Origin of the sequence: Sedimentitalea sediminis (assembly GCF_042687825.1) — a bacterium.
Classification (GTDB): domain Bacteria; phylum Pseudomonadota; class Alphaproteobacteria; order Rhodobacterales; family Rhodobacteraceae; genus Sedimentitalea.
Genome location: NZ_JBHUQE010000013.1, coordinates 35196 through 57906, shown reverse-complemented (window position 1 = coordinate 57906; position 22711 = coordinate 35196). Strand labels below are relative to the sequence as shown.

Below are 22711 nucleotides of genomic sequence, written 5' to 3'. Positions count from 1 at the left end.
CTTACCGCTCCACCAGTTTGACGCGCTTGTTGTACCAGTTCATCACCCCGGAAATGGACAACGAGATCGCGAGATAGACCAGCATCAGCAGCAGAACGCATTCCAGTTCTCGTCCGGTCTGGTTCATTGTGATGCCGCCCAGCGTGCCGGTGATATCCATGTACCCCACGGCAATCGCCAGCGAACTGTTCTTGGTCAGGTTCAGATAGTTCGAGATCAGCGGCGGGATGATGACCCGCAAGGCCTGGGGCAGGATCACCAGCCTCATGATCTTGCCCGGCCGCAGGCCCAGAGCGGCCGCGGCCTCGGTCTGTCCCTTGGATATGGCCAGGATGCCACCACGCACGATCTCGGCGATAAAGGCGGCCGTGTACAAGGACAGGGCCAGCCACAGCGCGATCAGCGAGTTGCGCATATGGGTGCCGCCGCTGAAATTGAACCCTTTGAGTTCAGGATAACCAAGATGAAAGCCCAGAGCCACCAGCAGGGCCAGCATCGGAACCACAAGAATGCCCAGTTCGACATACCAGATGGTGGGACGAATTCCGGTTTCCTCCTGGATGCGCGCGGCCCGGACCGCAACCTTGCGCATGGCAAAGATGCTGACGGCCAGCACTGCCAGGATGGCGATCAGATCCAACGACACGTCGAACCGCAGGCTGCTGTCGCCAAAGAAGTGGATATTTCCCAACGAACGCGAGAACAGTGGTTCGGGGATATAGACACCACGGTTGGTAATGGCGACCGAGCCGAACAGATCCAGCGACGCGGCCGGAGTGTCGCCGCGAAAATCGCGCGGACTGGGCAGGCCTTCGATCAGGATCGCCATGGCGAAGACGATCCACAACAGCACCGGCACGTTGCGAAAGGTTTCGACATAGACCGTCATCAGACGCGACACCAGCCAGTTGTTGGACAGGCGCAGCACCCCCACCAGGATGCCGATGATCGTCGCCAAGATACACCCCAGAAAGGCCACGATCAGCGTGTTCAGCAATCCGATCAGCGACGCGCGCAGATGGGTGTCGCGGGAATTATAGTCCAGCAGACGCTGATTGATGTCATACCCGGCCACCTCGGAAAAATAGGTGAATTCGACAGGCTTGCCCAAGGCATCCAAGTTCTGGATCGCGTTGTTGATGACCCATGCCGCCATCAGCATGAAGGCGAACATGGCAATGACCTGAATCGTGGCCGAGCGGTACCGGGTGTCATAGAGAAGCATCGACAGCCGGAATCGCTGATCTTCTGGATCGCTGAGTGCGGACATGAAGTCGCCCCCTGTTGTTTTCCGGTCCTGTCTCTCGGCGGGGTTTTCCCCACTCACGCAGAACCGGATTTGTTATCAGTACTGTCTTACGAAAAAGGGCGCAGGATAACCTGCGCCCTTTTCCCGGATGATGTTCAGCGGAACGGTGGCGAATACAGCAGGCCGCCGTCGGTCCATTGCGCGTTCAGGCCGCGCGCCAGCCCGATCGGCGTGGTCTCGCCGATGTTCTTGGCAAAGATCTCGCCATAGTTGCCGCCCACCAGAATGGCGCGCTTGGCCCAGTCCGCGTCCAGCCCCAGCATCTCGCCCAGCGTGCCCTCGATGCCCAGCAGACGCTTGATCTCAGGGTTGTCCGAGCTTTCGCCGATCTCGTTGATGTTTGCCGAGGTGACGCCCAACTCTTCGGCCGTGATCAACGCGTTCAGGGTCCAGCGGACCACGTCGCCCCATTCGTTGTCGCCATGGCGGACCAGCGGACCCAGCGGTTCCTTCGAGATGATTTCGGGCAGCAGAACATGCGCGGACGGATCTTCGAACGTGGCGCGTGTCGCAGCCAGCCCGGACGCATCTGTCGTATAGACGTCGCATGCCCCTGCCAGATACTGCTGCTGCGCTTCGGCGTTGGTTTCGATCGGAACCGGCTCGTAGCTGATGTTGTTGCTGCGGAAAAAGTCCGCCAGATTCAGTTCGGTCGTGGTGCCGGTCTGAATGCAGACCGTAGCGCCGTCCAGTTCCTTGGCCGAGCTGACGCCCAGTTCCTTGGGTACCAGAAAGCCCTGACCGTCATAATAGTTCACGCCGACGAAATCGAACTTGAGGTCGACATCGCGCGAAAAGGTCCAGGTGGTGTTCCGCGCCAGCATATCGATTTCACCAGACGCCAGTGCGGTAAAGCGCGTCTTGGGCGTGGTCGGAACAAATTCGACGGCAGAGGCATCGTTCAACACAGCGGCGGCCACGGCGCGGCATACGGACACGTCAAAGCCCTTCCATTCGCCGTTCGCGTCCGGTGCACCAAAGCCCGCCAGGCCGGTCACCACGCCACAGTTTAGCTTGCCACGTGCCTTGACGTCATCCAACGTGCCCGCGGCGGCAGCGCCCGCTGCCAGTCCGGCGACCGTAAGTGCGCCAAATAGTACGGAGTTTTTCATTTTTACCTCTTCCTGATTTTCCGCCACGCTGAAAGGCGGTCTACCCGGCACCAGTCATGCCGGATTAAACAGCGAAAAGGGGATATCCCCTTCTGTGGGGCCAAGTTTGGGCGGATTCATCCCCAAACGTCAAGGGATCGTTCAAACTATTCGGGGGGCCAACCCGCCGACTTCCCCGCAGTAATCCCGCTGGAAATCGCCGCACCCTTGCTTAAGAAAAATCATAGAACCGCTTAGCGTGCAAAAACGCAAGACGCTTGGTTTCCGCCATTTCTTCGGCGTCCTCGTCGGCGCCCCATTGCTCTTGTTGCCAAAGCTCGTCCAGCCGCGACAAGGTCCAGATCTCCTGCGCGCCGCGCCAGTCCAGCGCTGCGGCGAATCCCAGAACCAGCGACCCCGACAGCGAGACCAGATCGTGAAACCCGGCCAGCTGAAAATCGGTCATCGCATGCACCCGCCGGCGCAGCTCCGACAGGTCGCCGCAATCTTGTGGCCGATGCATGACCCCGCACCGCGCCTGGAGGCGCACGCCAAGGGTTTCAGCCGCCCAGTCCAGCGCCGGATCCCATTGCGCGCTCTGTCGTTGGATCAGGGCGGCCGGCGCTTCGGCGCGATAGCACAGCAGGTCGCTGTCGCCATAGTCTGCCAGCATGTCCGCAACTTCGGCATGCTGCGGGCGCACCTTGTCGATGGCGCTGTTGGCCGAGCGCGTGACCGGCATGCTGAGCGGGTTGATTACCTCGTCCTGGGCCTGCCATTCTGCGGCCATGGCTTCGGCCATGGCGCGGGTCGGCAAGGCCAGCGGCGCCTTTCCCGGCGTCCGCACCGGGCGCCCGTCCAACTCGACGGAGAACCCCTCGGGCCCGTCGGCCACGCGGGCCGTCTTCCAGAACCTTTTCCGCTTCCATTCGCTCATGCCGTCACTTTCCAGATGTCGCTCAGGGTCGTATGCAACTGGTCAAAACCGTCGATCAGACATCGCGCCGCACCCAGGCGCTCGGGCGGGTGATAGCCCCAGGTCACCCCGATGCCGGCCACCCCGGCAGCGGCGGCCATCTCCATGTCAAAACTGGTATCGCCGATCATGACCGTGTCCTGGGGCCGCACCCCGGCTTCCGCCATCGCCGCATGTATCATCGACGGATGCGGCTTTGAGGGGTGATGGTCGGCCACCTGCCGGGTGACGAAGACGCCGTCCAGCCCGTGCCCGTCCAGCAGCGCCGCAAGCCCGCGCTGCGACTTGCCGGTCGCGACTCCCAACAGGATGTCCGGTACCGCGGTCAGCGCCGCGATGGTCCGGCGAGCCCCGGGATACAATGGTGAAATCTGCGTCGCCCCGGCGGCTTCGCGCCCGGTCTGATAGGCCCGCTTGTAGGCCTCGACCAGACCCTGGCATGTCTCCGCATCTTCGTTTGGTGCCAGATGCGCCATCGCGCGTTCCAGCGACAAACCGACGATGGACAGGATCGCCGCCCGAGCCGGAACCGGCAGGCCCATCGTCCGAAAGGCCACCGCCATCGCGTCGACAATTGCCCCCTGGCTGTCCACCAGGGTGCCGTCCACATCGAAGATCACCAGCCGCAGCGGCGGGCAGCTCATTGCAGTTCCTCGAACGGGTCGTCCGCGGCCAGATCCTCGGTCCAGCCGAACGTGGACCAACTGTCCTGCATGTGGGGCGGCAACGGCGCGGTCACCGTTATCGGCTTTTTCGTTTCGGGGTGCTCAAAGGACAGCCGCCTTGCATGCAAATGCAGTTTCTTACTGATGACCCCGCCCAATTGCGCGCCCCAGCCGTCACCCTGATTTTCCTGACCCGAGCCGCCATATTTGCCGTCGCCCACGATCGGATGCCCGATCGCAGCCATATGCGCGCGCAGCTGATGGGTGCGCCCGGTGACCGGTTCCATCGCTACCCAGGCGGCTCGGCCGGCGACCCGGTACAGCGTGGCATACACCGTGTGCGCGCGCTTGGCGCCGGGGGTGTCGTCCACCTCGGCGGGGTGCACGGCAATCATCTTTTCGCCCTCGCCCTGACGCCCGTGGCCCGGGGCCTTGACCAGGCCGGTCTTGATCTCGCCCAGATAGGGTGTCGGCACACCGGCGACCAGCGCCCAGTAAATCTTGCGCGTGCTGCGATGGCGGAACGCAGCGGTCAGCCCCTTGGCAGCCTGCCGGGTCCGCGCCAGCAGCAATACGCCCGATGTGTCCTTGTCCAGACGATGCACCAGGCGCGGGTTTTCCTCTGAACCGAAGCGCAGCGCCGGGGACAGCCCGTCGACATGGCGCGACTGGCCACTGCCGCCCTGCACGGCCAATCCGGCGGGCTTGTTCAGCGCCAGCACATGATCGTCGCGGTAGATCACGCAATCGCGGATCATCTTTGCGTCCGCCTCGGACACCCGGCTGGGCGCCGGTGCCGGGCGGTGTTCGCTGTCCGGCAAGGGGGGCACCCGAACCTGCTGGCCGGCCATCACCCGGCTTGCGGCCTTGACCCGCCCGCCATCAACGCGCAGTTCGCCCTTGCGGCACATCTTTTCGATGCGCCCTTGGCTGACATGCGGGAACATCCGGCGCAGCCAGCGGTCCAGACGCTGATCGCCATCCGCCGCCTGCACCGTGATCAACTGCACACCGCTCATGTCAGGGCTCCCCGGGCTGCGGCCAGCCCCAGCGCCAGAGCACCGACCGACAGCCCGACCGACAACAGCACATAGAGCGCGGCCTGCCCATGCGCGCCGCGGGTAAACAAGGTCATTGTTTCCAGTGAAAACGCCGAAAAGGTGGTAAAGCCGCCCAGCAGACCGGTCATCACGAAGGGGCTGTAGTCGGTCAGCCCGCGCTGTGCGGCGGCGACCACAAAGACCCCCATCAGAAATGACCCGATCACGTTGACGGTGATGATCGCCAGCGGAAATTCCTGATGGCCCAGCAGGCGCACAACGCCGATACCGGCCAGATAGCGCAAGGACGCGCCGATCGCGCCGCCAAGCGCTACGAGAGAGAGTGATGAAATCATGCGCGGGATGTCGCGCGGGACGCGCGCGGAGTCAAGCAGTCGCGGGACGCGTCCGCCCCCGGGGGTGACCGGGGGCACCCGGCACCCTGCGACGACGGGACGCAAAACAGAGGGTCCAGCCACGTGCGGTATCGCCCAAACCGGGATTGGCGACGACCGCCCTAGTCTGCGTTGCGCTGGACGCGCAGCCGGGCGAAATAGTCCAGCCGCTTTTTCAACTCGCGTTCGAACCCGCGCTCGACCGGAGCATACAGAACCGGGCGTTTCACATCGTCGGGGAAATAGTTCTGGCCTGAAAACCCGTCTTCGGCGTCGTGATCATAGGCATAGCCGGCACCATAGCCCTGATCCTTCATCAACCCCGTGGGTGCGTTCAGGATGTGTTTTGGCGGCGGCGTGCTGCCGGTCTGTTTTGCCAAACGCATCGCCGCCTTGAACCCGGCATATCCGGCGTTGGATTTCGGTGCCAGCGCCAGATAGGTGACCGCCTGCGCCAACGCCAACTCGCCCTCGGGACTGCCCAGGCGCTCGTAGGTTTCCCAGGCATGCAGGCAGACCGTCTGGGCCTGCGGATCGGCCAGGCCGATATCCTCGACCGCCATGCGGATGATCCGCCGTGCCAGATAGCGCGGGTCCTCTCCGCCAGTCAGCATGCGCGCGAACCAGTACAGGGCGGCGTCCGGGTCCGAACCGCGCACCGATTTGTGCAGTGCCGAGATCAGGTTGTAATGTTCATCCCCCGACTTGTCGTATTTCGTCGCCCGGCGCATCAGCCGGTTTGCCAGCGTCTCGGTGTCCAGTTCGGTGTCGGCCTTCCACGCCGCAACCTGCTCGATCAGGTTCAGCAACGCGCGCCCGTCGCCATCGGCCATGTCCTGCAACGCGGCGCGCGCCGCCGGCGTCAGGGGCAGCTTGCGGTCCAGTTCCCTTTCCGCGCGCTGGGTCAGCCGCTCTAGATCGGCCAGGTCCAGCCGCTGCAGCACCAGCACCTGCGCCCGACTCAGCAATGCGGCATTCAATTCAAAGCTGGGGTTTTCGGTCGTCGCCCCCACCAGCAGGATCGTGCCGTCCTCCATATGTGGCAGGAACCCGTCCTGCTGGGCCTTGTTGAACCGGTGGATCTCGTCGACGAACAGCAGCGTTCCCTGACCGTTCTGGCGCCGGATACGCGCCGCCTCGAACACTTTTTTCAGGTCCGGCACGCCGGTGAATATGGCGCTGATCTGCACGAAATGCAGATCGCTGACATCCGCCAGCAGCCGCGCGATGGTGGTCTTTCCAACACCGGGCGGCCCCCAGAAAACCAGGCTGCCAAGGCTGCCCGCCGCCAGCATCGCCCCCAGCGGCCCTTCGGGACCCAGTACCTGGTCCTGTCCGATCACATCGGCCAGAGATTGCGGCCGCAACCGGTCGGCCAGCGGCCGGTTGCGGGCCGGTTGCGCGACGCCGGTATCGAACAGATCCGCCATGCCTAGAGCCGGAACCGCAGACCCAGGCGCTGTCCGCGCCGCAGCAGGTCCAGAAGCACTGTCCGCCCCGGCCGGGTCAGCGCCGTTTCGACATCGTCGCTGGTTTCGACATCGCGCCCGTTGATTGCGCGGATCACATCGCCGGTCTTGAGGCCCACACGGGCACCCAGCGGGCCGGGATCGGTGACCAGAACCCCCGTCGTCGTCAGCGGCAATCCGAACCGCGCGATCACTGCCGGATTGGCCCGTGCCACGGTCATGTCGGGCAGCACGGTGCGTTTGCCCAATGTCCGTTCCTGCGCTGGCGGCTCATCGGGCGGCGGCAGCATCCTGACCGTGCTTTCGCGCTGTTCGGAATCGCGCATCCAGATCACCTGGGTGGTTTCACCGGTGCCCGCCACTGTCATGCGGAACAGCATCTCCTGCGGCGAATTCACCGGCTGACTGCCGACATGTGTGATGACGTCCCCGACCGCCATGCCGGCCCTGGCAAAGGGGCTGGCCGGGTGCAATTCGGAAATCACGATGCCATCGGGCACTGCCAAACCCAGCGACTCGGCCAGATCGGAGTTCACCGGCTGACCCGACATGCCCGCCCAGGGACGCTGGAACCGGTCATGACCCAGCCGTGCCTGATGCACGAATTCCCCGACCAGATTGGCCGGGATAGCAAAGCCGATGCCGTTGGAACCGCCGGACCGGCTGAGGATCGAGGTGTTGATGCCGATCAGATCGCCATTGACGTCGATCAGCGCTCCACCCGAATTGCCCGGGTTGATCGCCGCGTCTGTCTGAATGAAATAGCCGCGCGCCTGCCCTGTGGCCGCGCCGGAACGGGCCAGGCCCGAGACGATGCCGCTGGTGACGGTCTGTCCGACGCCAAAGGGGTTGCCGATCGCCATCACCAGTTCGCCGACCTCGACCTGATCGGAATCGCGCAGCGACAGAAAGGGCAGGTCCTCGGCCTCTTGCAATTGCAGGATCGCCAGATCGCTCTCCTGGTCACCCAGCAACACCCGGGCGGAATATTCACGCCGGTCCGTCAGTACCACGCGAATATCGGTGGCCATCCCCACGACGTGAAAATTCGACACCACGATTCCGTCGGCCGACAGGATCACCCCTGAGCCCAGCGAATTCTGTACCCGCGGTTGCGGATTGGCGAAACTGCGGAAAAAGTCCTGAAAGAACGGATCGTTTATGAAAGGGCTCTGCCGTGCCTCGACGATGCGGCGGGCATAGATGTTCACGACCGCCGGCGCAGCCTGCTTGACCAGCGGCGCAAAACCCAGCGAGACTTCGGTCCGCGACTGCGGGATTCTGGTTTCGGCACCGGCCATGCCGACGGACAGGGGCGCCAGCACAAGCGCCAGAGCGGCCACGGTCATGCGGATCATATGCGTCTTCCTTCCTGTTGTGGGTCGATATGCGACCCGGCGCAGGCGATTGCAAGACATGCCGGAACATCTGCCGAAAAAGCAAAAAACCCCCGCCTGTGCAGGCGGGGGGCGTGACGTCCGATCCGTTTTCGGAGGCCTTATTCTTCTGCAGCCGCTTCTTCAGCTGCCAGTCGGCTCTTGTCGGCGGCACCCTTGGCGTCGCGGTCGCGATCGACGAATTCGATGATCGCCATCGGCGCCATGTCGCCATAACGGAAACCGGCCTTGAGAACCCGGACATAACCGCCCTGACGATCCTTGTAGCGCGGACCCAAAACGTCAAACAGCTTGGCGACGTCCTTGTCTTCCTTCAATTTGGCCGCGGCCTGACGGCGGGCGTGCAGATCGCCGCGCTTGGCAAGCGTGATCATCTTTTCGATGATCGGGCGCAGTTCCTTGGCCTTGGGCAGGGTGGTCTTGATCTGCTCATGTTCAATCAGCGAGCCGGCCATGTTGGCAAACAATGCCTTGCGGTGCTCATGGGTGCGGTTCAGGCGGCGGTATCCACGTGCGTGACGCATTTCACTTCTCCTTCGATTTATACTTTGTCTGGAGCCCCATGCGTGCGGAGCCCTCTCCTTGGGGCAATCTGCCCAGTCATTCCCCGGCGGTCCGGGCATTTTCTTGCCCCCCGCCCCGGGCTTGACCCGGGGCCTTGCGGGCCCAGAGACCCCGGATCAGGTCCGGGGTCGCCGACGCCTTCAGAAGGCGTCTTCGAATTTCTTTGCCAGATCCTCGATATTGTCGGGCGGCCAGTCCTCGACATCCATACCGAGGTGCAGCCCCATGCCGGACAAAACCTCTTTGATCTCGTTCAGCGACTTGCGGCCAAAATTCGGCGTGCGCAGCATCTCGGCTTCGGTTTTCTGGATCAGATCGCCGATATAGACGATGTTGTCGTTCTTCAGACAGTTCGCCGAGCGCACCGACAGTTCCAGTTCGTCCACCTTCTTAAGCAGCAGCGGGTTGAACTCGAGACCATCATCGTCATCCTGACGGCTGGCGCTTTCCGGTTCGTCGAAATTGACAAAGATCGACAACTGATCCTGCAGGATGCGCGCGGCAAAGGCCACCGCGTCATCCGGCGTGATCGACCCATCGGTCTCGATCTTCATGGTCAGCTTGTCATAATCCAGCACCTGGCCTTCGCGGGTCGGCTGCACGTCATAGCTGACCTTCTTGACCGGCGAATAGATCGCATCGATCGGAATCAGACCGATGGGCGCATCCTCGGGCTTGTTCTTTTCTGCCGAGACATAGCCCTTGCCGGTGTTGACTGTCAGCTCCACGAACAAATCAGCACCGTCATCCAGATGACAGATCACGTGATCACGGTTCAGGATCTCGATCCCGGCGCTTTCGCTGATATCCCCGGCAGTCACCACGGCAGGACCCTTGGCCTGGATCGACAGGCGCTTGGGGCCTTCGACTTCCATGCGCAGGCTGACGCCCTTGAGGTTCAGGACGATGTCGGTCACGTCCTCGCGCACGCCGGCCACCGACGAGAACTCGTGCAGCACATTGTCGATCTGAACACTGGTGATCGCACCGCCCTGCAGGCTGCTCATCAGGATGCGGCGCAGGGCATTGCCCAGCGTCAGGCCGAAACCCCGTTCCAGCGGCTCGGCCACGACGGTCGCCTGGCGCGCCGGATCATTGCCGGGTTTCACGTCCAGCTGAGTCGGTTTGATCAGCTCTGCCCAATTCTTGTGGATCATGTGTCCCTCCATTCCTGCCCGCATCCCATGACCTGTCAGATGCAAGCGCCCGAGGTTTCAAAACGACAAACTGGGGTCGTGCGAAAACACGCGACCCCAGTCCAGAATTCGGTCCTTAAACGCGGCGGCGTTTCGGCGGACGGCAACCGTTGTGGGCAATCGGCGTGACGTCGCGGATCGACGTGATATTGAAGCCAACGGCTGCCAACGCACGCAGCGCGCTTTCGCGGCCCGATCCGGGTCCCTGCACTTCGACTTCCAGCGTTTTCACGCCGTGTTCCTGTGCCTTCTTGCCGGCGTCTTCGGCGGCCATCTGGGCGGCATAGGGGGTCGACTTGCGCGATCCCTTGAACCCCATCGTGCCGGCCGAAGACCAACTGATCGCGTTGCCCTGAACGTCCGAGATCAGGATCTTGGTATTGTTGAAGCTGCTGTTCACATGCGCCACACCGGCGGCAATGTTCTTGCGCTCTTTGCGCTTGGTGCGTGTCTTGTCGCGTGCCATCGATCCGCCCCCTTATTTCTTCTTGCCGGCAATGGCCTTTGCGGGGCCTTTGCGTGTACGGGCATTGGTGTGGGTCCGCTGACCGCGTACCGGCAGATTGCGGCGATGCCGCAGGCCACGATAGCAGCCAAGATCCATCAGACGTTTGATGTTCATCTGGGTTTCGCGGCGCAGGTCGCCCTCGACGTTGCAATTGGCGTCGATATGTTCGCGGATCTGCAGAACTTCGCTGTCGCTCAGTTCGTTGACGCGGCGCGAGGGCTCGATGCCCACGGCTTCGCAGATGGATTTGGCGGTCGCGTTGCCAATTCCGGTGATATAGGTGAGGGCGATGGGGACCCGCTTGGCAGTCGGGATGTTTACGCCGGCAATACGTGCCACGTGTCACTTTCCTTTTCGTTGCGGTTCCGTAGTTCCGGAACCTTTTTTCACAACATCAGGCCCGAGGCGGATGCCGCCGGGCCTTCGCATTGTCCATGTTTGCAGGGCGGTTGCGATCCGCACGGCATGATTGATTCTCTTGCAGAGATGGCGGTAGGTAGGAGTAATCCCAAACCGCGTCAACCCCCGATTCACCGCCTCACGCGGCAGTGCGGCATTTACCATACGTAAAGCGTCAGAAAGCACCCCTCGGAAAGCGCGGATCGAACCCTGCGGCACCGGGCTGCGGCGGTCCGAAAAACAACCACCGCCCCAAATCGTCGTCCCCCCCCTGCACTTCGGGGGACGCCAGCGGACCGGTTCGACAGGTTCAACCCGACGGGTTCAAACCGAACAGCACGGGCGGACCGGTACAATCCGTCGGACCCGGTTGCGGGACCACCTGTACAGGCCAAGGTCCCGATGCACCGGCGCTCAGCGCCTGGCGGGTCCGCGTCGACCGCGTTTCTTGCTTTTGCCGCGCAGCTGCGATTTCTCGATCAGGCCTTCGTACTGATGCGCCAGCAGATGGCTCTGGGCTTGCTGGATCGTGTCCATCGTCACGCTGACCACGATCAGCACCGAGGTGCCGCCGAAATAGAACGGAATGGCGAACTGACCGCGCAGAATTTCCGGCAGCAGGCACACGGCCGCCAGATAGGCCGCCCCCAGCACCAGCACACGGTTGACCACGTATTCCAGGTATTCCGCGGTCTTCTTGCCCGGCCGGATACCCGGCACGAACCCGTTCTGGTTCTTCAGGTTGTCTGCCACCTCGTCCGGTTTGAACGACACGTTGAAGGTATAGAAATAGGCAAAGAACACGATCATGCTAACAAAGAACAGCAGATAGAGCGGCTGGCCCGGGCCGAAATTGGCCAACAGCCAGGACATGATTGGCCCCGTCGCCGTGCCGGACGAAAAGGTCGAGATCGTCACCGGCAACAGCAGCAGCGAACTGGCGAAGATCGCCGGGATGACGCCCGCGGGGTTGACCTTGACCGGCAGGTGGCTGGAGCCGCCGTCATAGACTTTCATCCCGACCTGGCGGCGCGGATACTGGATGTGGATCTTGCGCAGGGCGCGCTCCATGAACACCACGAAGGTGATCGTGGCGATCACCATCACGATGACACCAATGATCACCGCCGGGCTGACCGCGCCGGAACGACCGCTGGCCAGGAACTGCGCGATGGCGGCCGGAACTTCGGCGATGATGCCGACAAAGATGATCAGCGAGATGCCGTTGCCGATGCCGCGCGCGGTGATCTGCTCGCCCAGCCACATCAGGAACATGGTGCCCCCGACCAGGGTGATCATGGTGGACATACGGAAGAACATGCCGGGATCGGTTGCCAGATCGCCCGATTCCAGACTGACCGCCAACCCATAGGCCTGCACTGTGGCCAGCGCCACGGTGCCGAACCGGGTATACTGGTTGATCTTCTTGCGGCCCTGTTCGCCCTCTTTCTTGAGCTGCTCCAGCGCCGGCACCATCGAGGTCAGCAGCTGCACGATGATCGAGGCGCTGATATAGGGCATGATGCCCAGGGCAAAGATGCCCATCCGGCCCAGCGCGCCGCCAGTGAACATGCTGACCATGCCGCCGATGCCCTGCCCCGCCTGTTCCATGAATTCGCGCAGGGCGACGCCGTCAATGCCCGGCACCGGAATGAAAGTGCCAAGGCGATAGACGATCAATAGCCCGAGGGTGAACAGGATGCGATTGCGCAGGTCGGTCGCTTTGCCCAGCGAAGACCAGCTTGTGTTCGCCGCCATTTGTTCTGCTGCTGATACCATGAAATGCGGTCTCTTTTATGCGAGCGCCGCCCGGAACCGTTTTCCGGCTCGGGCGGCGTCATGGGAAAACTTGGGGATATGTAAGCGGCATGGCAGCCGCTCACAACCCGTTATTCTGCTGCGGTCGCAGTTGTGACCGTCAGTGAGCCGCCCGCTTTCTCGACCGCGGCAACGGCCGATTTGCTGGCGCCGGTGACCTGCAGGTCCACCTTGGAGGTGATGTCGCCCTTGGCCAGAACCCGAACACCGTCCAGCTTGCGCCGCACCAGACCGGAGGCGACCAGCGCGTCCTCGGTGATGGCCGAACCCGCGTCCAGTTTCTTGGCGTCGATGAATTTCTGGATCAGACCCAGGTTCACGACGGCAAAGGACTTGCGGTTGGGCTTGTTGAAGCCGCGCTTTGGCAGGCGCTGGTACAGCGGCATCTGGCCGCCCTCATAGCCGTTGATGGCCACACCCGAACGCGACTTCTGGCCCTTGATGCCACGGCCGCCGGTCTTGCCGGTGCCCGAGCCGGGACCACGGCCGATACGCTTGCGTTTTTTGGTTGCACCGTCGTTGTCGCGCAGTTCATGCAATTTCATGTCGCTTCTCCTTCTGCCGGAAATGACCCCCAGCGACGGGAGCGGTCAGACGCGGCGTTATATACAGTGAGTCGTGCGGACCCCACGGGTCCACCGGGCGCGTATAGACGGCGTGGCCGGTTGGATCAAGGGTGTCTTGTTCCGTCAGATCGCCAGCAGATCGACCTGACGGGACAATGCGGCAAAGTCTTTTTTTGACAGAGGGCGAAACGCGACATCGTAGAGGCAAACCTGTCCGTAGGTGCCGAACAACAGATCTCGCATGGCGCGGGCGCGTTCCGGGTCCGCCGACGGGGTGTATTCCAGAAAGACCGGCGGACGGGCGGTTTTCATCAGCTGGGTCATTCCCCGGAGCGCGGCCAGTTCATGTCCTTCCACATCCATCCAGACCAGATCGATCGTCTCGGGGCCCTGTCCACGGGCGCGCAGCAGATCGTCGATGCCCACCACGTCGACCGAAAACGATTCGCTGTCCGTGCCGCGCCGGGTGCCGTCGCCCAGCCCCGAGCCGCCCCGGTTCAGCAGGTTGCGGGTGAACTGCGCCTGGCCGGCGCGGTCCGAGGCAGCCAGGGCCAACGGCTCGATCCTGTCCGTCAGACCGTTCAGCGCCATGTTATGCGTCAGTACGCGCAGATTGTCTGGGTCGGGTTCTAACGCAATCAGCCGGGCGCAATCCAAATCCCGAAAGAAATAGATCGTCTGCGTGCCGATATTTGCACCGATTTCCAGCACCGTCATCCCGGGCCGAAAACACCGGTTCTGCTCTAGATGCGCCCGCAGGTCGCGAACGGCCTGGCGCAAAAACTCGCCGGTTTCAAGAATCTGGCGCCCGATCACGTCGCTGGGAAAGAACGCGACGGTATGGTCAGGCGCCTCCTTGAGAAACCGGATGCCGTCACCGGCAAGACGGTCCATCACGGCGCGCCGGGTCCGCGTGCCGGCCATCACCCGGTCTGCCACCAGTTTCGCCAGAACACTTCTCAGCCCCATGCCGCCCGCGCTGCCGCCGGTTTCGTCCCATCCTCGATCCCGCCTTAGCCCATGTCATTCCCGTACAGTCAACGTGGCGAACCGGTCCGATGCGCGATTGCGGGAAACCGCCAGCGCCCTCCCCCTGCCCGCGCCGCCGGATTCTCTGTGTCTAGGTCATTGCCAGCGCCCGGCCGCTGCGGCATGATCGCGGCGCAAAGGGGAATACCGCCATGCGCAAGTTTCTTGTCGTCCTGGATGACAGCCGCGAATGCCTGAACGCCATGCGCTTCGCGGCCATGCGGGCCGCCCATACCGACGGCGCAGTGGCGATCCTGTCGATCATTCCGCCCGACGAGTTCAACCACTGGATCGGTGTCGCCGAAGTCATGCGCGAAGAAGCCCGCGAGCGCATCCACGCGCATTTCGAGGTCTTTGCGAAATGGATGCGCGACCGTCAGGGCGTCGATCCGGAACTGGTGATCCGCGAAGGCGAGGCGGTGCCCGAGATCATCGCCCAGATCAAGGAAGACCCCGAGATCGGCGTTCTGGTTCTGGGGGCCGGCACCGACAAGAAAGGGCCCGGACCGCTGGTTTCGCAACTGACCCGGGCCTCGGGATCGCTGCCGATCCCGATCACCATCGTGCCCGGCGATCTGAGCAAGGAAAAGCTTGAGGCGATTACCTGACGCCGGTTGCGGAGCGCCGGATCGCGGCGCATAGTTTAGAACCGTTCCAAACCTTGACTTGTCCCTGACGCGGGCGCATATCCAGAGCAAGCAACCGGAGTCACGCCATGTTCATCCAGACCGAGTCCACACCCAACCCCGCGACTCTCAAGTTCCTGCCCGGTCAGACCGTTCTCGAAGCGGGAACGGCGGATTTCCCGACGGCAGACGCGGCGCAGAAATCGCCACTGGCACAGCGCATCTTTGCCGTTCAGGGCGTTTCGGGTGTGTTTTTCGGCAACGATTTCGTCACCGTCACGAAATCGGACGATGTCGAATGGGACCACCTGAAACCGGCGATCCTGGGCGCGGTGATGGAGCATTACCAATCCGGCCAACCGGTGATCGACAGCGGTCAGCAATCCGCGTCGGGCCATGCCGAACACAGCGGCGAGGATGCCGAGATCGTCAACCAGATCAAGGAATTGCTGGACAGTCGCGTGCGCCCAGCCGTGGCTCAGGACGGCGGCGACATCACCTTTCACGGCTTTGAGCGCGGCGTCGTCTATCTGCATATGCAGGGGGCCTGCGCCGGTTGCCCGTCCTCGACCCTGACCCTGAAAATGGGCATCGAGAACCTGTTGCGCCATTACATTCCCGAAGTGACCGAGGTGCGCCCGGTCGCCGTCTGAGCGCCGGCGCCGAGCATCCGATGACGTCCGAGGCGCTGATCCTGGCTTTTGACACATCGGCCGCGCATTGCGCGGCCGCTTTGCTGTCCGGCGATCGTCTGCTGGCGGATCGCCGCGAGGACATGACCCGCGGACAGGCGGAACGGTTGATCCCGCTGCTGGAAGAAATTCTGAGTGAAGGCGGCGCATCGTGGCGCGATCTGACGGCACTTGGCGTCGGGATCGGGCCGGGCAATTTCACCGGAATCCGCATCGCCGTTTCGGCAGCGCGCGGACTGGCGCTGGCGCTGAACATCCCGGCGGTCGGCGTCTCCGGCTGCCAGGCGCGCGCCTGGCTGGATCCGGATCGCGTGCCGGCCATCCCGGCGCCCCGCGATCAGGTCTATCTGTGCGACCCCGGCGATCTTCGCGCCGCGCCCCGGCTGTTGCCCCGCAGCGAGGCTGCGAGTATCGCCCGTCATGCGCTATTGACCGACCCCAGCCCGCCGGGTCTGGCCGAGGCAATCGCCCGCATTGCGGCCGCCAACTGGCGCGACACCACTGTGCCACCTGCGCCGCTCTATGCCCGCGCCGCAGATGCGGCGCCGTCTCGGGACACGCCACCGGCGCTGTTGGACGGATGACACCGCAAGACATGGCGGCCACCCACGCTGCCGCCTTTCGACAGGCCCGGCCCTGGACGGCGAGCGAATTCGCTGACCTGCTGTCGCAGCGGTTCTGCCATGCCATCGGCGACCGCGATTGTTTCGCGCTGATCCGCGTGATCGCCGATGAGGCGGAATTGCTGACCATCGCCACCCACCCGCACATGCAGCGGCGTGGCCTGGCCAGAGCCTGCATGCGGACCTGGCACCAGACCGCGCGCGGTCTGGGCGCGGCGCGCGGATTTCTTGACGTTGCGGCAGATAACAGGCCGGCGCTGGCGCTGTACACGGCGTGCGGCTATCGACGCAGCGGACTGCGCCCTGGCTATTATCCGCGCCGCGATGGCAGCGCCGTCGATGCGGTGCTGATGTGCTGCGAGTTGACGCCCGGATAACCCGCAAATACCGCTCTCACAACACGAAACATGTTGACCGGCAGCGCCGCCTGCGTGCTTATTTGGCCTGTCACGGCAGATATGTACGCATGATCGGGCCAACGGGAAGCTTCTCGGCGGCTCCAAAGAAAAACAACCGGGAGAGTCCAGATGTCCGTTATGAAACCCCTGATGGGTGCCGTTGCCAGCCTTGCGCTGGCCGCAGGTACCGCCATGGCCGAGCCGGCCCTGATCTTTGATCTGGGCGGTAAGTTCGACAAGTCGTTCAACGAAGCGGCGTTCAATGGAGCGCAACGCTGGGCCGAGGAAACCGGCGGCACGTTCCGCGAGATCGAAATGCAATCCGAAGCCCAGCGCGAACAGGCGCTGCGGCGCTTTGCCGAGGCCGGGGCAAACCCGGTGATCACGATGGGCTTTGCCATGGCCGATCCGCTCAGTTCGGTGGCGCCGGACTATCCGGATACAAAGTTCGTCGTGATTGACGTGACCTGGCTGGATGCGCCGAACATCCGTCAGGTCGGATTTGCCGAACACGAAGGCAGCTATCTGGTCGGCATACTGGCGGCAATGGCCAGCAAATCCGGCACGGTCGGCTTTATCGGCGGCATGGATGTACCGCTGATCCGCCACTTTGGCTGTGGGTTTGCCCAGGGCGTCAAGGCCGCGAACCCGGAAGCAACGATCATCGCCAACATGACCGGCACCACGCCCGCGGCATGGAACGACCCGGTGAAAGGCTCGGAACTGACCAAGGCGCAGATCAGCCAGGGGGCCGATGTCATCTATGCCGCCGCCGGCGGAACCGGCGTGGGCGTTCTGCAGACCGCCGCGGACGAAGGCATCCTGTCGATCGGTGTGGACAGCAACCAGAACCACCTGCATCCGGGCAAGGTACTGACCTCTATGCTGAAACGCGTCGATGTTGCGGTCTATGACGCCATGAAAGCCGGCGAGGACGTGGAAACCGGTGTTTTCGTTCTGGGTCTGGCCGAAGATGGCGTCGGGTACGCAGTAGATGAAAACAACGAAGCCTTGCTGACAGAGGAAATGAAAACCGCCGTCGCAGCCGCGCGCCAGAGCATCATCGACGGCGAGACCAATGTGGTCAGCTATTACGACAATGACAGCTGCCCGGATCTGAGCTTCTGACGGTGGCTGCTCACAACGTTGCGGAGCGGCGGACGTCCGCCGCTCCGGCGATTGAACTGCGCGGCATTTCCAAGGCCTTTGGCCCCGTGCAGGCCAACAAGAATATCTCGATCGCGGTCGCGCCCGGCACGATCCATGGCATCATCGGCGAGAACGGCGCCGGCAAATCGACACTGATGTCGATCCTCTACGGCTTTTACCGGGCCGACAGTGGTGAAATCCATATCGCCGGTCGCAGGACCGAGATCCCAGACAGCCAGACCGCCATTGCATCGGGCATCGGCATGGTGTTCCAGCATTTCAAGCTGGTCGAGAACTTCACCGTTCTGGAAAACATCATCCTGGGCGCCGAAGATGGCCGGCGGCTGAAACCCAGCTTGGCCAAGGCCCGGGCCAGCCTGATCGAGCTGGCCGAGGAATACGGGCTGAATGTCGATCCGGACGCGCGGATCGAAGATATCGGCGTCGGCATGCAGCAGCGCGTCGAGATCCTCAAGGCGCTGTATCGCAAGGCCGACATCCTGATCCTGGACGAACCGACCGGAGTGCTGACACCGTCCGAGGCCGATCAGCTGTTCCGCATCCTGCACCGGCTGCGCCAAGAGGGCAAAACCATCATCCTGATCACCCACAAGCTGCGTGAAATCATGGACATCACCGACACTGTCAGCGTGATGCGGCGCGGCGAGATGACGGCCACGGTCAAAACCAGCGACACCAGTCCCGAGCACCTGGCCGAACTGATGGTCGGCCGCAAGGTGCTGTTGCGGGTCGACAAGGCCCCGGCGCGCGTCGGCAAGCCGGTGCTGCAGATCGAGAACCTGCATGTGGTCGACGACAAGGGTGTCGAACGTGTCAAGGGCATTGATCTGACCATTCGGGCCGGCGAGATACTGGGCATCGCCGGGGTCGCCGGCAATGGCCAGTCGGAACTGCTGGAAGTGCTGGGCGGCATGCGTCCTGGTACCGGCAACATCCGGCTGAACGGCGTGCCGCTGGCCCTGTCCGGAGCCGACTCAGACGGCCAGGCCCGCCGCGCCCGCCACATCGCCCACGTGCCCGAGGATCGCCAGCGCGAAGGGTTGATCATGGACTTCCACGCCTGGGAGAACGTCGCCTTTGGCTATCACCGCGACGACGCCTATCGCAGCGGTTTCCTGATGAACAATGCCGCCCTGCGCGCCGATACCGTGGCCAAGATCGAGAAATTCGACGTCCGCCCCGCGGACCCCTGGCTGGCCGCGAAAAATTTCAGTGGCGGCAACCAGCAAAAGATCGTCGTGGCGCGCGAGATCGAGCGCAACCCCGACCTGCTGCTGGTCGGTCAGCCGACGCGCGGCGTCGATATCGGCGCCATCGAATTCATTCACAAGCAGATCGTTGCCCTGCGTGATCAGGGCAAGGCGGTGCTGTTGGTCAGCGTCGAACTGGAGGAAATCTTTGGCCTGGCCGACCGCATCGCAGTGATGTTCGACGGCCGGATCATGGGGGAACGCCTGCCCGGTCAGACTGACGAAAAGGAACTGGGACTGCTGATGGCCGGCATCACAGAGGAGGCCGTGTGATATGGATGTGATGCCGAAATGGGCCGACGTGGTGCTGATCCCGCTGATCAGCCTGATCCTGGCCGCGATCCTGTCCGCCCTGGTGATCCTGGGCATCGGCGAAGACCCGGTCTCGGCCATGAGAACGATGGTCGAGGGCGCGCTGGGTTCGACCTATGGCTGGGGCTATACGCTGTATTATGCCACGAATTTCATGTTCACCGGGTTGGCAGTTTCGGTGGCCTTTCATGCCCGGCTGTTCAATATCGGCGGCGAGGGTCAGGCGATGCTGGGCGGGCTGGGCGTGGCCATCGCTTGCTTATACATCCCCTGGCCGCACTGGTCGCTGGCTCTGATCGCGGCCGCCGTTGCCGCCGCCCTTTTCGGCGCGGCCTGGGCCGCGATACCGGCCTATCTGCAGGCCCGGCGCGGCAGCCATGTCGTGATCACCACGATCATGTTCAATTTCATCGCCGCCGCGGTGCTGAACTATGTGCTGGTGAACGTCCTGCGCCCGCAAGGCGCGATGGATCCGGCCACGGCGCGGTTTCCCGAGGCGGTGCATTTGCCGTCGTTCCAACAGATGTTCTCGACCGCCGAGGCGACGCTGTTTCGCGGCGCCCCCGCCAATATCACCTTTTTCGTCGCGCTTTTGGCCTGTGTCGCGGTCTGGCTGCTGATCTGGCGCACCCGTCTGGGATACGAAATTCGCGCCTATGGCCATTCCGAAACCGGTGCGCTCTATGCCGGCATCTCGCCCTTTCGGATCACCATGGTCGCGATGCTGATATCGGGCGGGCTGGCCGGTTGCATGGCGATCAACAACGTCATGGGCGAGGCCGAGCGGCTGGTTCTGAATGCCACCGAAGGCGCCGGTTTCATCGGCATCGCGGTGGCGCTGATGGGGCGCAGCCACCCGTTCGGCGTGTTTCTGGCGGCAATATTGTTCGGGTTTCTCTATCAGGGCGGCGCGGAACTGGCACTGTGGACGTCCATTCCGCGCGAACTGATCGTGGTGATTCAGGCGCTGGTCATCCTGTTCACCGGTGCGCTGGACAACATGGTGCGAATGCCGCTGGAACGTCTGTTCCTGCGCCTGCGCAAGGGACGCGCGTGATGGATTTTCTGACGATCATCCAGGTTCTGGACAGCACGATCCGGCTGGCGACACCCTTGCTGCTGGCCTGTTTGGCCGGGCTGTTCTCGGAACGCGCCGGGATTTTTGACATCGGGCTCGAGGGCAAGATGCTGGCGGCGGCGTTCTTTTCCGCCGCCGTTGCGGCGCTGTCGGGCTCGGTCTGGCTGGGCCTGCTGGCCGGGATCGCCGCGTCGATGGTGCTGGCGATGCTGCACGGGCTGGCGTCGATCACCTTTCGGGGAAATCAGCTGATTTCCGGAGTCGCGATCAACTTTCTTGCCGCCGGCATGACGGTTCTGATCGCGCAGGACTGGTTCAGCCAGGGCGGGCGCACGCCTTCATTGATGGGCGGGGCGCGCTTTGGGCCGATTACCTTGCCCTTTGCAGACAGTCTGCGCGACGTACCAATGCTGGGACCGGTCTATTCCGAGTTGCTGTCCGGCCATTCCATCCTGGTCTATGCCGCGCTGGCGGCGGTTCCGGCCACATGGTGGGTTCTGTATCGCACGCGGTTCGGTCTGCGCCTGCGTGCGGTCGGCGAGAACCCTGCAGCGGTCGACACGGCCGGTGTGTCCGTGGTCGGATTGCGCTATGCCGCAGTGGCCATCTGCGGTGTGCTATGCGGCATTGCCGGGGCCTATCTGGCCACCGCGCTGCAGGCCGGTTTCGTCAAGGAAATGACCGCCGGACGCGGATTCATCGCGCTGGCCGCACTGATCTTTGCCAAGTGGAGGCCCTGGGCCGCGATGTGGTCCTGCCTGCTGTTCGGTCTGCTGCAGGCGGTGGCGCTGCGGTATCAGAACATCGACACGACATTCGCCTATCTGCTGGCCTTTATGTGCCTGCTGGCGCTGACCTTTGCTATTGTAGCGGCCTTGATTTCGGCGGCCCGGCGCACCGGGTTCAAGACGGTTCTGACAGCGATAAAGACAGCGGCGGCGCTGTTTGCGGTGGCTGTGATGGTGCGAAACGTTCCGGTACTGGATTTTCGCATTCGGATCCCGGTGCAGGCGATGGATGCCCTGCCTTATGTCCTGACCGTGGTGATCCTGGCCGGTTTCGTCGGCAAGGCGGTGCCACCGCGCGCCGGGGGCGAACCCTATGTCAAGGAACGATAGCGTTTTGCCGGCATGGGACCCTTTGCACCGGCCCCTTGTCGCTGCGCGGCAGCATCCGTGGTTGATTTTGCAACAAATAGCAGTCTAACAAGGATCATGCAGATCTACCTTCCCATCGCCGAGGTCTCGGTCAACGCCTTTCTCCTTCTGGGATTGGGCGGAATGGTGGGAATACTATCGGGAATGTTCGGCGTCGGCGGCGGGTTCCTGATGACTCCGCTGCTGTTCTTTATCGGCATCCCGCCGGCGGTCGCGGTGGCCACCGAAGCGAACCAGATCGTCGCCTCGTCCTTTTCCGGTGTCCTGGCGCATTTCAGGCGCAAGACCGTCGATCTGAAAATGGGAACGGTCCTGCTGGTGGGCGGCCTGATCGGCGCCGCGCTCGGCGTGGTCGTGTTCAACTATCTCAAGAGCGTCGGCCAGGTCGATCTGCTGGTGCGGCTCTGCTATGTGCTGTTTTTGGGCGTGGTCGGCGGGCTGATGTTCATCGAAAGCCTGAACGCCATACAGAAGTCCCGCAAGGCCGGGGGAAAACCGCCCGTAGTCCGGCGGCAGCGGACCTGGGTTCACGCCTTGCCGCTCAAGATGCGGTTCCGAACCTCGGGCCTGTATATTTCGGTCATTCCGCCGGTCATCGTCGGCGTTCTTGTCGGCATCCTGGCGGCGATCATGGGCGTGGGCGGCGGTTTCGTCATGGTGCCGGCCATGATCTATATCCTGGGTATGCCGACAAAGGTGGTGGTCGGAACGTCGCTGTTCCAGATCATCTTTGTCACCGGCTTTACCACCATGCTGCACGCCACGACGAACTACACGGTCGATGTGGTGCTTGCGGTGCTTCTCTTGATTGGCGGTGTCGTCGGCGCGCAGATTGGCACACGCATCGGCGTCAAGATGAAGGCCGAACAGTTGCGCATCCTGCTGGCTCTGATGGTGCTGGCCGTCTGCGGCAAACTGGCCCTGGATCTGCTGCTGCAACCCGGCGAGCTGTACTCGCTGGGTGCCCCCGGGGGGCATTGATC

Annotated in this window: 24 protein-coding genes; 9 read left to right on the top strand and 15 right to left on the bottom strand. The window is 63.0% G+C overall.

Annotation, left to right across the window (positions count from 1 at the left end; all coding sequences use genetic code 11):
- Position 1: 1 nt before the first annotated feature.
- The 15 genes from ACFMPD_RS11950 to ACFMPD_RS11880 all read right to left on the bottom strand — a co-directional run bounded on the left by ACFMPD_RS11950 (position 2) and on the right by ACFMPD_RS11880 (position 14362).
- Positions 2 to 1270, bottom strand: coding sequence for an amino acid ABC transporter permease (locus ACFMPD_RS11950; protein ID WP_380994513.1), 1269 nt, complete (start codon positions 1268 to 1270; stop codon positions 2 to 4).
- A gap of 134 nt (positions 1271 to 1404) precedes the next feature.
- Positions 1405 to 2421, bottom strand: coding sequence for an amino acid ABC transporter substrate-binding protein (locus ACFMPD_RS11945; RefSeq protein ID WP_380994511.1), 1017 nt, complete (start codon positions 2419 to 2421; stop codon positions 1405 to 1407).
- A 211-nt stretch (positions 2422 to 2632) separates the two neighbouring features.
- Entirely contained in the window at positions 2633 to 3337 is a 705-nt protein-coding gene (locus ACFMPD_RS11940) for an ATP12 family chaperone protein (protein WP_380994508.1), read from the bottom strand.
- Complete coding sequence (locus ACFMPD_RS11935) at positions 3334 to 4020, bottom strand: HAD-IA family hydrolase (RefSeq protein ID WP_380994506.1); 687 nt, start codon at positions 4018 to 4020, stop codon at positions 3334 to 3336. The genes ACFMPD_RS11940 and ACFMPD_RS11935 overlap by 4 nt, the downstream gene beginning before the upstream one ends.
- Positions 4017 to 5060, bottom strand: a complete 1044-nt coding sequence (locus ACFMPD_RS11930; protein ID WP_380994504.1) for an RluA family pseudouridine synthase — start codon at positions 5058 to 5060, stop codon at positions 4017 to 4019. Before ACFMPD_RS11930 ends, ACFMPD_RS11935 begins: the two co-directional genes overlap by 4 nt.
- Entirely contained in the window at positions 5057 to 5437 is a 381-nt protein-coding gene (gene crcB / locus ACFMPD_RS11925) for a fluoride efflux transporter CrcB (protein ID WP_380994501.1), read from the bottom strand. Before crcB ends, ACFMPD_RS11930 begins: the two co-directional genes overlap by 4 nt.
- 161 nt (positions 5438 to 5598) lie before the next feature.
- Complete coding sequence (locus tag ACFMPD_RS11920; protein ID WP_380994498.1) at positions 5599 to 6906, bottom strand: replication-associated recombination protein A; 1308 nt, start codon at positions 6904 to 6906, stop codon at positions 5599 to 5601.
- Positions 6907 to 6908: 2 nt separating this feature from the next.
- On the bottom strand, positions 6909 to 8303 hold the full coding sequence (locus tag ACFMPD_RS11915) for a trypsin-like peptidase domain-containing protein (RefSeq protein ID WP_380994496.1): 1395 nt from the start codon (positions 8301 to 8303) through the stop codon (positions 6909 to 6911).
- A gap of 140 nt (positions 8304 to 8443) precedes the next feature.
- Positions 8444 to 8866 (bottom strand): 50S ribosomal protein L17, encoded by a 423-nt coding sequence (rplQ, locus tag ACFMPD_RS11910; protein WP_380994493.1) that lies wholly within the window; start codon positions 8864 to 8866, stop codon positions 8444 to 8446.
- 180 nt (positions 8867 to 9046) lie between these two features.
- Positions 9047 to 10063: a DNA-directed RNA polymerase subunit alpha gene (locus tag ACFMPD_RS11905; protein WP_380994490.1), complete on the bottom strand. Its 1017-nt coding sequence runs from the start codon at positions 10061 to 10063 to the stop codon at positions 9047 to 9049.
- A 115-nt stretch (positions 10064 to 10178) separates the two neighbouring features.
- A complete protein-coding gene (gene rpsK, locus ACFMPD_RS11900) occupies positions 10179 to 10568 on the bottom strand; it encodes a 30S ribosomal protein S11 (protein ID WP_380994488.1) in 390 nt (129 codons plus the stop codon).
- A gap of 12 nt (positions 10569 to 10580) precedes the next feature.
- Positions 10581 to 10949, bottom strand: coding sequence for a 30S ribosomal protein S13 (gene rpsM / locus ACFMPD_RS11895; RefSeq protein ID WP_380994486.1), 369 nt, complete (start codon positions 10947 to 10949; stop codon positions 10581 to 10583).
- Positions 10950 to 11423: 474 nt separating this feature from the next.
- Positions 11424 to 12788 carry a preprotein translocase subunit SecY gene (secY, locus tag ACFMPD_RS11890; RefSeq protein ID WP_380994484.1) on the bottom strand — a complete coding sequence of 455 codons (1365 nt, stop codon included), beginning with the start codon at positions 12786 to 12788 and terminating at the stop codon, positions 11424 to 11426.
- 110 nt (positions 12789 to 12898) lie between these two features.
- On the bottom strand, positions 12899 to 13372 hold the full coding sequence (rplO, locus tag ACFMPD_RS11885) for a 50S ribosomal protein L15 (protein ID WP_380994482.1): 474 nt from the start codon (positions 13370 to 13372) through the stop codon (positions 12899 to 12901).
- A 144-nt stretch (positions 13373 to 13516) separates the two neighbouring features.
- Positions 13517 to 14362 carry an FkbM family methyltransferase gene (locus ACFMPD_RS11880; RefSeq protein ID WP_380994479.1) on the bottom strand — a complete coding sequence of 282 codons (846 nt, stop codon included), beginning with the start codon at positions 14360 to 14362 and terminating at the stop codon, positions 13517 to 13519.
- Positions 14363 to 14574: 212 nt separating this feature from the next.
- Between ACFMPD_RS11880 and ACFMPD_RS11875 the strand changes: the two genes are divergently transcribed.
- The 9 genes from ACFMPD_RS11875 (at position 14575) to ACFMPD_RS11835 (ending at position 22709) form a co-directional block, all read left to right on the top strand.
- Complete coding sequence (locus ACFMPD_RS11875) at positions 14575 to 15030, top strand: universal stress protein (protein ID WP_380994476.1); 456 nt, start codon at positions 14575 to 14577, stop codon at positions 15028 to 15030.
- Positions 15031 to 15137: 107 nt separating this feature from the next.
- Entirely contained in the window at positions 15138 to 15701 is a 564-nt protein-coding gene (locus ACFMPD_RS11870; RefSeq protein WP_380994474.1) for a NifU family protein, read from the top strand.
- Between the two features lie 20 nt (positions 15702 to 15721).
- A complete protein-coding gene (gene tsaB / locus ACFMPD_RS11865; RefSeq protein ID WP_380994471.1) occupies positions 15722 to 16324 on the top strand; it encodes a tRNA (adenosine(37)-N6)-threonylcarbamoyltransferase complex dimerization subunit type 1 TsaB in 603 nt (200 codons plus the stop codon).
- The gene (locus ACFMPD_RS11860; protein ID WP_380994468.1) at positions 16321 to 16740 is read left to right on the top strand and encodes a GNAT family N-acetyltransferase; all 420 of its coding nucleotides are present in this window, start codon (positions 16321 to 16323) and stop codon (positions 16738 to 16740) included. Before tsaB ends, ACFMPD_RS11860 begins: the two co-directional genes overlap by 4 nt.
- Before the next feature lie 150 nt (positions 16741 to 16890).
- Complete coding sequence (locus ACFMPD_RS11855; protein WP_380994465.1) at positions 16891 to 17889, top strand: BMP family lipoprotein; 999 nt, start codon at positions 16891 to 16893, stop codon at positions 17887 to 17889.
- A 2-nt stretch (positions 17890 to 17891) separates the two neighbouring features.
- Positions 17892 to 19454, top strand: coding sequence for an ABC transporter ATP-binding protein (locus ACFMPD_RS11850; protein WP_380994463.1), 1563 nt, complete (start codon positions 17892 to 17894; stop codon positions 19452 to 19454).
- 1 nt (position 19455) lies between these two features.
- The gene (locus ACFMPD_RS11845; RefSeq protein WP_380994460.1) at positions 19456 to 20550 is read left to right on the top strand and encodes an ABC transporter permease; all 1095 of its coding nucleotides are present in this window, start codon (positions 19456 to 19458) and stop codon (positions 20548 to 20550) included.
- Positions 20550 to 21689, top strand: coding sequence for an ABC transporter permease (locus ACFMPD_RS11840; RefSeq protein WP_380994457.1), 1140 nt, complete (start codon positions 20550 to 20552; stop codon positions 21687 to 21689). Before ACFMPD_RS11845 ends, ACFMPD_RS11840 begins: the two co-directional genes overlap by 1 nt.
- Positions 21690 to 21785: 96 nt before the next feature.
- Positions 21786 to 22709: a sulfite exporter TauE/SafE family protein gene (locus tag ACFMPD_RS11835; RefSeq protein ID WP_380994454.1), complete on the top strand. Its 924-nt coding sequence runs from the start codon at positions 21786 to 21788 to the stop codon at positions 22707 to 22709.
- The last annotated feature ends 2 nt before the right edge of the window (positions 22710 to 22711 follow it).

Bases quoted from the DNA above. Each gene is read 5' to 3' on its own strand.
- ACFMPD_RS11950 (WP_380994513.1), bottom strand. From the start codon at position 1,270: ATGTCCGCACTCAGCGATCCAGAAGATCAGCGATTCCGGCTGTCGATG.
- ACFMPD_RS11945 (WP_380994511.1), bottom strand. From the start codon at position 2,421: ATGAAAAACTCCGTACTATTTGGCGCACTTACGGTCGCCGGACTGGCA.
- ACFMPD_RS11940 (WP_380994508.1), bottom strand. From the start codon at position 3,337: ATGAGCGAATGGAAGCGGAAAAGGTTCTGGAAGACGGCCCGCGTGGCC.
- ACFMPD_RS11935 (WP_380994506.1), bottom strand. From the start codon at position 4,020: ATGAGCTGCCCGCCGCTGCGGCTGGTGATCTTCGATGTGGACGGCACC.
- ACFMPD_RS11930 (WP_380994504.1), bottom strand. From the start codon at position 5,060: ATGAGCGGTGTGCAGTTGATCACGGTGCAGGCGGCGGATGGCGATCAG.
- crcB (WP_380994501.1), bottom strand. From the start codon at position 5,437: ATGATTTCATCACTCTCTCTCGTAGCGCTTGGCGGCGCGATCGGCGCG.
- ACFMPD_RS11920 (WP_380994498.1), bottom strand. From the start codon at position 6,906: ATGGCGGATCTGTTCGATACCGGCGTCGCGCAACCGGCCCGCAACCGG.
- ACFMPD_RS11915 (WP_380994496.1), bottom strand. From the start codon at position 8,303: ATGATCCGCATGACCGTGGCCGCTCTGGCGCTTGTGCTGGCGCCCCTG.
- rplQ (WP_380994493.1), bottom strand. From the start codon at position 8,866: ATGCGTCACGCACGTGGATACCGCCGCCTGAACCGCACCCATGAGCAC.
- ACFMPD_RS11905 (WP_380994490.1), bottom strand. From the start codon at position 10,063: ATGATCCACAAGAATTGGGCAGAGCTGATCAAACCGACTCAGCTGGAC.
- rpsK (WP_380994488.1), bottom strand. From the start codon at position 10,568: ATGGCACGCGACAAGACACGCACCAAGCGCAAAGAGCGCAAGAACATT.
- secY (WP_380994484.1), bottom strand. From the start codon at position 12,788: ATGGTATCAGCAGCAGAACAAATGGCGGCGAACACAAGCTGGTCTTCG.
- rplO (WP_380994482.1), bottom strand. From the start codon at position 13,372: ATGAAATTGCATGAACTGCGCGACAACGACGGTGCAACCAAAAAACGC.
- ACFMPD_RS11880 (WP_380994479.1), bottom strand. From the start codon at position 14,362: ATGGGGCTGAGAAGTGTTCTGGCGAAACTGGTGGCAGACCGGGTGATG.
- ACFMPD_RS11875 (WP_380994476.1), top strand. From the start codon at position 14,575: ATGCGCAAGTTTCTTGTCGTCCTGGATGACAGCCGCGAATGCCTGAAC.
- ACFMPD_RS11870 (WP_380994474.1), top strand. From the start codon at position 15,138: ATGTTCATCCAGACCGAGTCCACACCCAACCCCGCGACTCTCAAGTTC.
- tsaB (WP_380994471.1), top strand. From the start codon at position 15,722: ATGACGTCCGAGGCGCTGATCCTGGCTTTTGACACATCGGCCGCGCAT.
- ACFMPD_RS11860 (WP_380994468.1), top strand. From the start codon at position 16,321: ATGACACCGCAAGACATGGCGGCCACCCACGCTGCCGCCTTTCGACAG.
- ACFMPD_RS11855 (WP_380994465.1), top strand. From the start codon at position 16,891: ATGTCCGTTATGAAACCCCTGATGGGTGCCGTTGCCAGCCTTGCGCTG.
- ACFMPD_RS11845 (WP_380994460.1), top strand. From the start codon at position 19,456: ATGGATGTGATGCCGAAATGGGCCGACGTGGTGCTGATCCCGCTGATC.
- ACFMPD_RS11840 (WP_380994457.1), top strand. From the start codon at position 20,550: ATGGATTTTCTGACGATCATCCAGGTTCTGGACAGCACGATCCGGCTG.
- ACFMPD_RS11835 (WP_380994454.1), top strand. From the start codon at position 21,786: ATGCAGATCTACCTTCCCATCGCCGAGGTCTCGGTCAACGCCTTTCTC.